Origin of the sequence: Rubellimicrobium sp. CFH 75288 (assembly GCF_009904055.1) — a bacterium.
GTDB lineage: Bacteria > Pseudomonadota > Alphaproteobacteria > Rhodobacterales > Rhodobacteraceae > Rubellimicrobium.
This window is the reverse complement of sequence record NZ_WYDP01000030.1, coordinates 1-9,833: the sequence shown is the minus strand read 5'-3', so window position 1 is coordinate 9,833 and position 9,833 is coordinate 1. Positions and strand designations below refer to the sequence as shown.

The window sequence follows — 9,833 nt, the reverse complement described above, 5'->3', positions numbered from 1 at the left end:
CAACCGGGAGTCGAGTCTCCGGGAGCGTCGTTCGCGCTGCATCGTCCACCGTGGGACGGTTCGTGGTCGCGATGAGTAGAGGCCGAGGGAGACGATCGCCCCGAGGCCCCCATGAAACGCCCCAACCCGCTGCCGCCAGACCGGATGACCCCTGCCGAGCGCCGCGCCGAACTGTGCGGCCTGCTGTCGCTCGGGCTGGTTCGGTTGCGGATGCGGGGTGGGGGCGAAGTATCTGACGAGACTGGAGAACCTTGCCTAGGGTCAGGACCCATTGATCTTGCGGGCGCGGCCTGATTCAAGCTCTGCAAGGAGACTGGATCATGAGCAACCTTTTCTGGCTGACCGACGCGCAGATGACTCTGGCTGACCGACGCGCAGATGACGCGTTTGCAGCCCTTCTTTCCGAAGAGCCATGGCAAGCCGCGCGTAGATGACAGGCGTGTGCTAAGCGGCATAATCTTTATCAATCGCAATGGGTTGCGGTGGAGCGATGCGCCGAAGGAATACGGCCCGCCAAAGACCCTCTATAATCGGTGGAAGCGGTGGAGCGACAAGGGTGTCTTCGCCCGAATGATGGGTGGCCTGGCCGCCAGGGCAGATGTTCCGAAGACGGTGATGATCGATGCGACCTACCTGAAGGCACACCGCACAGCGACCAGCCTGCGGTCGAAAAAGGGGGCCGGACGACCGAAGAGACCGTCTGATTGGTCGCACCAAGGGCGGCATGAACACCAAACTGCATGCCGTCACCGATGCCGAAGGCCGCCCGATCCGGTTCTTCATGACTGCGGGCCAAGTCAGCGACTACACCGGCGCCGCCGCCCTGCTGGGCAGCCTGCCAAAGGCGGAATGGTTGCTGGCCGACCGTGGTTACGACGCTGACTGGTTCAGGGAAGCGTTGAAAGACAAGGGGATAAAGCCCTGCATTCCCGGCAGGAAGTCGCGCGGCAAACCCATCAAGCATGACAAGCGCCGCCACAAGCGCCGCAACCGGATCGAGATCATGTTCGGCAGGCTCAAGGACTGGCGCCGCGTCGCAACACGCTACGACAGATGTCCAAAGGTCTTCCTCTCTGCCGTAGCCCTCGCCGCAACAGTCATCTTTTGGCTATAATTACCAGAATGAGTCCTGACCCTAGGTCGATACAGGCGGGCACAAAGTCAGAATCACAAAGTCAGAATCCTGTCGGCACCCAAGCGATTCGAAGTGCCCGATAATCCAGTTCAGGGCGCGAGGCCGTGCGAGGAGCTGTCAGGACTTCTTCTGGCTCAGTGCCACGGCGAGGATGATGATCCCGCCCCGGGCGATGAGCTGCTGGCTGAAGTCGAGGCCCATGAGGATCAGCCCGTTGTTGATGAGCCCGATCATCAGCGCACCCACGATGGTGCCGATCACGGTCCCCATCCCGCCGAAGAGGCTCGTTCCTCCCAGCACGGCGGCCGCGATGACCGACAGTTCGTCCCCCTCGCCGAGCTGGAAGCGCCCCGACTGAAGGCGGCCCGCGTACAGCATCCCGGCAAGCGCCGCCGCCATCGACGACATGACCAGGACCCGGAACTTTACGGAGCGCGTGTCGATGCCCGAGTAGCGTGCCGCCGTCTCGCCCCCGCCCGTGGCGAGCACCCGCCGCCCGAAGCCCGTGCGGCGCAGCATGACGTGGCCAACCGCCGCCAGGATCAGAACCCAGACCAGCAGCACCGGCACCGGGCCGATGGAGCCCCCGCCGAAGACCCAAGAATAGCTGGGCGACAGGATCGGCACGGCCGCCGTGGCCGAGATCCACATGGCGACCCCCTTGGCGATGCCCATCATCGCGAGCGTGGCGAGAAAGGACGGGATGCCGATCCGTGTGGTGAGCCAGCCGTTGAACATGCCTACCGCGAGCCCCGTGGCGAGCCCCGCGAGGACGCCCGCCAGCGGTCCCGCCGCGGCGATTGCCATGGCCACCGTCACCGTAGTCAGGCCAGCGACCGCGCCCACCGACAGGTCGATCTCACCGGCGGAGAGGACGAAGGTCATGGCGATCGCCATCACCGCAATCATCGCCGTCTGGCGCACGATGTTGAGGAGGTTGTTGGGGTTCAGGAACCCCCTGTCGCTCAACGTTGCCGCAAAGACGAGGAAGATGACGACGAAGCCGATGTAGATGATGTACTGCCGCCAGTTGGCGAGGAGGCCGCTCGGCCGGCGGTTGGCGAGAGAGGTGTCAGACACGCGGATCCTCCTGCCCTGCGATGAGGGCCTCCTGGATGGCGGCTTGCAGCTTGCGCTCGGCGGCCTGGAGCCGGTGCGCGATGTCCTCCTCGGGGACCGAGGGGTCGTCGAAGGCGGCGCGCGGTCGGTCCGCCCGTGCCCTGCCATCGGCCATGACCACGATCCGGTCGCAGGCGGTCAGGAGTTCCGAGAGCTCCGAAGAGATGAAGACGATGGCCTTGCCCTGCGCGGCAAGGTCGCGGACTAGGCGGATGATCTCGGACTTCGAGCCAATGTCGATTCCGGCGGTCGGCTCGTCCAGCACCAGGATGTCCGGGTCCGCGGCGAGCCACTTCCCGATCACCACCTTCTGCTGGTTGCCGCCCGAAAGCGTCGAGACCGGCGCGTCGCGCCCGGCCGTCTTAATGGCGAGCCGCCCGATCTGGGCATCAGCGACCTGCCGGATCCTAGAGCGGTCCTCGATCCCCCAGCGCGTCAGGCGGTCGAGGATGCCCATGGTCAGGTTCGATGCCACGGAATGTGCGGGGATCACCCCCTGCCGGGCGCGGTCCTCGGGCACGAGCGCAACGCCCGCGCCGATGGCCTCGGCGGGGGTGCGGATCGGGACCGGCCGGCCCTTAATGCGGATCTCGCCCGCGACAAGCGGCTCAATCCCCGCGATCACCCGTGCCGTGGCCGAGCGGCCCGCACCGAGGAGCCCCGCGAGCCCCACAACCTCGCCTTGGTGGACTGCAAGGTCGAGGCCGTCAGGCTTGTGTCGCCCGGTGACGCCCCGCAGCTCCAGCAGCACCTCGCCCCGGGATACGTCCGCCCGCGCCAGGTCAGCGAGACCCTTGGACCGCTTGCCCACGATATGCTCGATCATGGTGTCGATGGGCAACTCCGAGAGCGGCGCGGTGATGACGTGCTGCCCGTCGCGCAGGATCGTGGCGCGGTCGGCGATGCGCGCGATCTCGTCCATGCGGTGGCTGACATAGACGATAGCAACGCCCTTGGCCTTGAGCTTGCGCAGGAAGACGAAGAGCCGCTCCACGTCCGACACGGCGAGCGCGGTCGTAGGCTCGTCGAGGATCAGGACACGGGCATCTTGGCTGATCGCCTTGGCGATCTCGGTGAGCTGCTTCTGGCCCGCGCCGAGGTCGCCCACCTGCGCGCGAGGATCGACATGCACTTCGAGCATCTTGAAGATCGCCGCCGCCCGCCGCTCGGCGTCCCTGTCGTCGATGAGACCGCTGCCCGTCCGCGCCTCGCGCGTCAGGAAGATGTTCTGGGCGACGGTGAGGGTCGGGACGAGACTCATCTCCTGGTAGTTCATGGCGATGCCGGCGGCGCGGGATTCCTCGGGCGTGTGCGCCGTAAGCACCCGCCCACCGACCTCGATCGTGCCGGCGTCCGGCCTGTGAACGCCGTTCAGCACCTTAAGGATCGTGCTCTTGCCCGCGCCGTTGCCGCCAAGCAGGGCGTGGACCTCGCCCGGAAGCACCTCGAAGTCCACCGCGTCGAGGGCGCGGACGCCCCCAAAGGACTTGGAGATGCCCGTCATGCGGACGGCCGCGGGCGTGCTCATACGATGCGCTCCTGGGCCTGTGCGGCCGCCAACCCTTCGACCCGCTCCCATCGCCCGGACTCACCGGATCGCAGGAGCGCGTCGGCGACATACTCGGTTCTGAGACCATCCTCGAAGTTAGGCGAGGGTAACCTGTTCTGCGTGATGGCTGCGAAGAAGTCGCGACACTCGACGATTTTCGTCTCCGAGTATCCGATGCCGAGGGCCGGGATGGGCCAGAGCCCTTCGCCATAGGGATGCGCCGGGCCGGTGTAGACTTTGCGGAAGCCCCGCGCATCGGCCGGGTCGTTCCGGAACATCACCTGAAGTTCGTCGCGGCGCTCGTAGTTGAAGTAGATCGAGCCCTCGGTGCCGTGGATCTCGAACGTGATGAAGTTGTTGCGGCCCCACGCGTTGCGGGACGCCTCAAGGGAGCCCACCGCGCCGTTCTCAAAGCGGAGCATGGAGATCACCTCGTCGTCCACGTCCACCTCGCCCCGCTCGGCAGTGGCCGACTTCTCGGAGGCGCCGAGCTTGTCCACGACACCCTGCTGGATGGGCCGAGAGGTGACATAGGTATGGACCATCGCGTTCACCTCGGCGATTGGACCCACGAGGTAATGGGCGAGATCCACGACATGGGTCGCGATGTCGCCCGTGGTCCCCGACCCCGCGATTCGCTTCTGGAAGCGCCAAGAGAGCGGGCCATCGGGGTCGGCGGACCAGTCCTGGAGATAGGTGCCACGGAAGTTCAGGATGCGGCCGATTCGGCCCTCCTCGATATACTTTCTGGCCAGCGCGACGGCGGGCGTGCGGCGATAGTTGAAGGCGACCATGTGGATGACGCCCGCTTTGCGCACGGCCTGCGTCATGGCGCGGGCCTCCTCAAGGGTCCGCGCGAGCGGCTTCTCGCAGATGATGTGCTTGCCCGCCTTGGCCGCGGCGATCGCGATCTCGGCATGGACGTCGTTGGGTGTGCAGATATCCACGACGTCGATATCGGGCCGCGCCACCACCGCGCGCCAATCCGACGAGGCCTCGTCGAAGCCGTAGCGGGCGCGGGCGGTCTCGGCCGCGGCGTCGGTGAGGTCCACGACGACCTTGCGGTGGGGAATGGCCGGGGCCGGCCAGAAGAACATCGGCATGGAGGCATAGGCCATGGCATGCGCCTTGCCCATGAAGCCGCCGCCGATCATGGCGACGTTCATCACGCGAGTCATCGTGATATCTCCGCAGCGGGATGAAGGCGGGCGGTCCACTCGGGTCCGCCCGCCGGGGGATCACTGGCCCATCGAAGTGATGATGTTCTCGGTCGGGGGAGCATGGTAGACGATCTCCCAGGCTTCGAGAAGGTTGTCCCGGGTCACCGGCAACGCCGGCAGCGCCACGAAAGCGGGCGCCTCCTTGCCCAAGAGCGCGTAGCCCGCAAGGATCGCCTCGGTCACCCCCTGGTCGAAGGGCCTCTGCGCGCCCAGTCCGTAGATCGGCCCGCCCTGCGCCATGGAGATCGCAACGTTCTCCCCCAGGTCGATTGTGGTGATGACGATGTCGCCCCGGCCCGCTGCGCGGGCGGCCGACAGCACGCCCTCGGCCGGCACGTCCCAGACCGCCCAGATGCCCCTGAGACCAGGGTTGGAGGTCAGCATCGCCGAGGCCGCCCTGTCGGCGTCGCCGGTGAAGTCGGGCCCGCCGATCCCCTGCTCGGCGACGATACGGATGGCTGGATAGTTCTCTTCGATCGTCGCCTTGAAGGCGTCGTAGCGCTGCCGCGTCACGAAGAAGTCGGCCGCGTGGTAGATCAACCCGATCTCGCCCCCTTCCTCGCCCAGCGCCTGCGCCATCAGATGCGCGGCGGCGACGCCGTTGCCGTAATTGTCGGCCGAGACGGAGGACACGTAATCCTGCCCGGCGACGAAGCCTTGGGGCACGTTGTCCATGAAGACGAGCCTGGCGCCCGCCTCGGCGGCGGCGCGGTAGGCGGAGGCGGTGGCGACCGGGTCGGTAGGGATCGAGACAATGATGTCGGGCGACTGCGCCATCACGGTCTCGAGGTTCGCCACCTGCGTCTCGGGCTTGAAGCCCGCGTCGGTTACGGCGATGACCTCGATGCCCATCACGGCGAACTGGTCCCTAAGGCCCGCGACCTGGGCGCGTGACCAGTCGTTGCCGCCGTAGTGCAGGACGATGGCGGCGGTCGCGCCCATGTCCCTGATCTGCTGGAGCTCCTCGTCGGTTAGCGTCACCTCCGAGGCCGGCGTCGGCGCCTCGCCGTTCGGGCCGGTGGACAGGACCTGGCCCTGGAGCGCAGCCAGCGCCGCGGCCGGATCGGCCGAGGCCGCCAGCGGTCCGAGCGCCAGGGCAAGCATGGCCGCCCCGCCCAGCAGGGTGCGTCTGTTCATCATCGTGGTCTCCTCCCAGAGATCCGGCCATGCCGGAGACGTTGGGCCGTCAGGCCCGTTTCAGGTATTCCATGCTGAGCCGCGCCCCCTCGGCGGGGTCGGGCCAAGCGTCGAGTTCGATGCAGACCCAGCCCGCAAACCCCGTCTCGCGCAGCGCCTCGAGAATCGGACCAGTGGGCACGTCCCCCCGGTCGAGCGGCGTGAAGGCGAACGGTTCCTTCTGGAGGCCCTTGAGGTGCACGTAGCTGACCCGGTCGCGCAGCTCTCGGATCAGCCGCGCGGGGTCGCCGCCGGCGGCGGCCAGATGCGCAGTGTCGGGGCAGAAGTCGATCTCGGTCGCCGCGAAGATGCGGTGCACGTCCTGCGGCCCCTCGACGATCGTCGAGAGGTGCGGATGGTAGTGCGCCCGAAGCCCCCGGGCCTCGGCGATCTCCTTCACGCGGTCGAGCGCTGCGCCAAGCCTCGCATAGTCCTCGTCGCGGGTCCCGTCGAAGCGCTTGGCGCCCCCGCCGACGACGAGATGCGGCGCGCCGAGCTCGGCCGCGCGTTCTGCGGCGCGAGTAATCCGGGCCAGTTCCTCCGGCAGGATGTCATCGAAGATGAAGTTTCCGCCCGAATAGGTCGCGACCAAGGCCAGCCCCGTCTCCGCCAGCAGCCGGCGCATGGCGGCGGCCGACCAGTCAAGCAGGTTGCCGTCGAAGACCTCGACGCCCTCATAGCCCGCCCTCGCAATCTCTGAGAAGGCGCGATCCATCTCGCCGAATGTGCGATAGCTGAGCTGGGTGATCGAGGTCACCCCGACAGCGTTCCCGCCCAGCGCGCCCCAGCAGTTCGCATGATAGGCGAGCTTCCACCCGGTCATTCAAGCACTCCCCCTCCCGCTTCCTCGCCTGGTCATCACGGCTACGCCTGAATTCGGATCATGTCAACCTTTAAAAGGCATATAATAGCCATCTTTTACATTTATACGGCATAAGTTTGCCGTTGCAGCGCCGAGAGAGACACCTTATCGCTACGAGATCAAGGAGGCTCGGATGCCGGTGCTGGACCGCGAGGATGAAGCAACCCAGGCGCGCGGCCGAGGCCGACCCCGGGCCTCCGAGACCGCCAGCGCAAGCTTGGTTGCCATCCTTAACCTCGTGCGAACCGGCCAGGCCACGACCCGCCAGGAGATCGAGCGCGTGGGGGAGTTCGGCCGGGCAGTCGTCGCCGATCGCTTGGCGCTGCTGACCGAACTAGGTCTCGTGGATGAGAGCGAACTCGGCGCAGCGACGGGGGGGCGGGCGCCGCGCCTCGTCCGCTTCGCGGCCGACAAAGGACGCGTGCTGGTGGCAACGCTCGACCAGACGGCTCTGGGCGTGGGCATCGCAGACCTGTCTGGCCGCCTCCTGATGGAGCACCATGAGCCCGCCGACCTGACCGAGCCCGCGGCGGCGATCCTCGATCGCGTGACCTCGCTCTTTGACTGGATCCTTTCGCGCCAGAGTGGACCGGGCTCGGCTCCTTGGGCCGTCTCCCTGTCGGTGCCCGCCCCCGTCGCCGAGGCCGGGGACACCTTCCTCTCCGAGACGCCGCCGATCCTGCCGCTCTGGGAGGGCGCCCTCTTCGTGGAGGCCCTCGTGCGGCGCTACGGCGTTCCTGTCTGGATGCGCTCCAGCGTCGAGACGATGACGATGGGGGAGCTTCATGGCGGGGCAGGGATCGGCTGCACGGCCATGCTCTTCGTCAAGGTGGGGAAGCGCATCGGCGCCGGGATTGTCTGCGACGGACGCCTCTGGCGCGGCGCACTGGGGGCGGCGGGCCTGATCGGGCAGCTTCCCGTCCAGGCCGGGGAGCGGACTGGCACGCTCGACGCGCTGGCCGGCTCCGAGATGATCGCCCGCGAGGGACAGGTCGCCGCCGAGGAGGGCCGGAGCACGCTGCTGGCTGACCTCCAGCGCCGCCACGGCAGTCTGACAGCGGCCGAGGTCAGCCAAGCCGCCCAGATGGGCGACCGGGTGTCCATGGAGATCCTTTCCCAAAGCGGCCGCCTCATTGGACATGTCGTGGCGACCCTGGCCAACGCCCTCAACCCCGAGATCATCGTCCTCTCAGGCTCGGTGGCGCAGTCGAACGACATCCTCCTCGCAGCGGTGCGCGAGGCGGTCTACGGGGCGTCCCACCCCCTTGTGACGCGGGATCTCCAGATCGTGCGGTCGCAGATGAGCCGCTCGGCCGGCCTCGTGGGGGCGGCGATGGTGGCGGTGGAAGGGCTCTTCGCCCCGCCGATGCTGAAGGGCTGGGTCCTCCAAGGCCGTCCGATGGCCCATCCGGGCTTCGCGGCACTGCGCGGGCGGCTCGACGGTCCGCCGCCCGCGCCAAGCGAGCCGGCCGCTCCTCGTGCCGGCCGGATCTGAGGGGGGGGACGCCATGTCGATTGCCGGCCTCGGCCCTCATGGCGAACGCGCCTCGCCGCCGCAACGCGTGGCCCTCTCCTCCGCCGACGTCGAAGCGGCACGGAGAATGGGCTTTCGCGTCGCGATCGTCATGCATACGCTCGAGAGCGACTTCGCGCGGCAGCAACTCCAAGGCCTTGCAGGGACACTGGGCGACTGCGGCACAGCCGTGATCGAGGTCGTGGATTGCGGCTTCTCGCCCGAGGCGCAGATCGCCGCCCTCGACCGCCTGGTGATCGAGGCCCCCGACGCGGTGATCTCATTGCCGGTGGCCAACGCTGCCGTCGCCGCGGCTCACGCGCGACTGTCCGAGGTCGGAATCGCGGTCGTGCTCCTCGACAATGTGCCCACGGGGCTCCTGCCCGGTAAGCACTACGTGGCCTTGGTCTCCGCCGACAACTCGGGCTTGGGGCGAATTGCGGCCGAACTCCTGGCCCCGCACCTGCCCGAGGGCGCCGAAATCGGCGTCTTGGGCTATGACGCCGACTTCTTCGCCACCGACGAACGCGAACTCGCCTTCGAGCGGTGGATGCGAAGGGAGCGGCCGGACATCATGCTGCGGACCGCGCGCTTCAGCTCTATCCCGGTCGCGGGCGAGACAGCCCTCTCGCTTTTTGCGGCGCATTCCGCCCTCTCCGGCCTTTTCGTCGTCTGGGACACCCCGGCCCGAGAGGCGCTGTCGGCCTTGTCGCGACACGGCTGGACGGGTCCGGTGGCTACCATCGACTTGGGCCGCGATGCCGCCGTCAGCTTGGCCAGCGGCGGCCCCATCGTCGCCGTCGCCGCGCAGCAGCCCTACCAGCAGGGCGTGACGGCGGCGCAGACAGCGATCTTGGCCATGCTGGGGCAGCTCACTCCGGACTGGATCGCTCTACCAGGCCTGCCGGTGACTCGCGCCAACGTCGTGGAGAGCTTCCAAGCCGTCTGGCGCCGCCCTGCGCCTCTTGACGTCCTGACAAGACTTATGCAGGACCGAGGCGCCGGCTGATCGTCGTGCTGCCTCCACGTCAGCCCGCGACGCCCCGACTTGCCTTCCGCCCGAGGATTGATGGGTTGGACCCCCTCGAAGGCACCCAATCGTCCAAAAGTAAGGTCACGTCCTGTGTGGCTACACCATGTGCACCATGGGAGAGGTGGTTCGGTTTGTCTGAACAGGCCCCGGGCGTTTTCTAAGTGGTTTTCCGCCTTGGTTACGCCGCCACCGCTTCGGGTGTCGGGGCTCTGTTGCACAAACCGGC

General features: G+C 67.5%; 8 protein-coding genes. 3 read left to right on the top strand and 5 right to left on the bottom strand.

Going from position 1 to position 9,833, the window contains the following annotated elements; genetic code table 11:
• Positions 1-387 precede the first annotated feature (387 nt).
• A protein-coding gene (locus GT358_RS15710) for an IS5 family transposase (RefSeq protein ID WP_256371835.1) occupies positions 388-1,114 on the top strand; the annotation gives its coding sequence in 2 pieces (ribosomal slippage) (positions 388-683 and positions 682-1,114; 729 coding nt in all).
• Positions 1,115-1,252: 138 nt separating this feature from the next.
• Here the strand turns inward: GT358_RS15710 and GT358_RS15705 are convergent.
• Genes GT358_RS15705 through GT358_RS15685 form a run of 5 tightly spaced genes read right to left on the bottom strand, consistent with a single transcriptional unit; the run spans position 1,253 to position 7,022 of the window.
• Entirely contained in the window at positions 1,253-2,215 is a 963-nt protein-coding gene (locus tag GT358_RS15705; RefSeq protein WP_208103572.1) for an ABC transporter permease, read from the bottom strand.
• Positions 2,208-3,782 (bottom strand): sugar ABC transporter ATP-binding protein, encoded by a 1,575-nt coding sequence (locus tag GT358_RS15700; protein WP_166583584.1) that lies wholly within the window; start codon positions 3,780-3,782, stop codon positions 2,208-2,210. Before GT358_RS15700 ends, GT358_RS15705 begins: the two co-directional genes overlap by 8 nt.
• On the bottom strand, positions 3,779-4,981 hold the full coding sequence (locus tag GT358_RS15695; RefSeq protein ID WP_166583583.1) for a Gfo/Idh/MocA family protein: 1,203 nt from the start codon (positions 4,979-4,981) through the stop codon (positions 3,779-3,781). The genes GT358_RS15700 and GT358_RS15695 overlap by 4 nt, the downstream gene beginning before the upstream one ends.
• A gap of 60 nt (positions 4,982-5,041) precedes the next feature.
• A complete protein-coding gene (locus GT358_RS15690; RefSeq protein WP_166583582.1) occupies positions 5,042-6,163 on the bottom strand; it encodes a substrate-binding domain-containing protein in 1,122 nt (373 codons plus the stop codon).
• A 46-nt stretch (positions 6,164-6,209) separates the two neighbouring features.
• Complete coding sequence (locus GT358_RS15685) at positions 6,210-7,022, bottom strand: sugar phosphate isomerase/epimerase (protein ID WP_166583581.1); 813 nt, start codon at positions 7,020-7,022, stop codon at positions 6,210-6,212.
• Between the two features lie 172 nt (positions 7,023-7,194).
• On the opposite strand from GT358_RS15685, the gene GT358_RS15680 reads away from it, so the two are divergent.
• Together GT358_RS15680 and GT358_RS15675 are read left to right on the top strand one after the other, a co-directional pair.
• A complete protein-coding gene (locus GT358_RS15680) occupies positions 7,195-8,556 on the top strand; it encodes an ROK family protein (protein WP_166583580.1) in 1,362 nt (453 codons plus the stop codon).
• A gap of 13 nt (positions 8,557-8,569) precedes the next feature.
• Positions 8,570-9,583 carry a substrate-binding domain-containing protein gene (locus GT358_RS15675; protein ID WP_166583579.1) on the top strand — a complete coding sequence of 338 codons (1,014 nt, stop codon included), beginning with the start codon at positions 8,570-8,572 and terminating at the stop codon, positions 9,581-9,583.
• The last annotated feature ends 250 nt before the right edge of the window (positions 9,584-9,833 follow it).

Excerpts from the sequence above, each read along its gene's own strand:
- GT358_RS15680 (WP_166583580.1), top strand. The coding sequence starts at position 7,195 with ATGCCGGTGCTGGACCGCGAGGATGAAGCAACCCAGGCGCGCGGCCGA.
- GT358_RS15695 (WP_166583583.1), bottom strand. The coding sequence starts at position 4,981 with ATGACTCGCGTGATGAACGTCGCCATGATCGGCGGCGGCTTCATGGGC.
- GT358_RS15690 (WP_166583582.1), bottom strand. The coding sequence starts at position 6,163 with ATGATGAACAGACGCACCCTGCTGGGCGGGGCGGCCATGCTTGCCCTG.
- GT358_RS15675 (WP_166583579.1), top strand. The coding sequence starts at position 8,570 with ATGTCGATTGCCGGCCTCGGCCCTCATGGCGAACGCGCCTCGCCGCCG.
- GT358_RS15685 (WP_166583581.1), bottom strand. The coding sequence starts at position 7,022 with ATGACCGGGTGGAAGCTCGCCTATCATGCGAACTGCTGGGGCGCGCTG.
- GT358_RS15700 (WP_166583584.1), bottom strand. The coding sequence starts at position 3,782 with ATGAGCACGCCCGCGGCCGTCCGCATGACGGGCATCTCCAAGTCCTTT.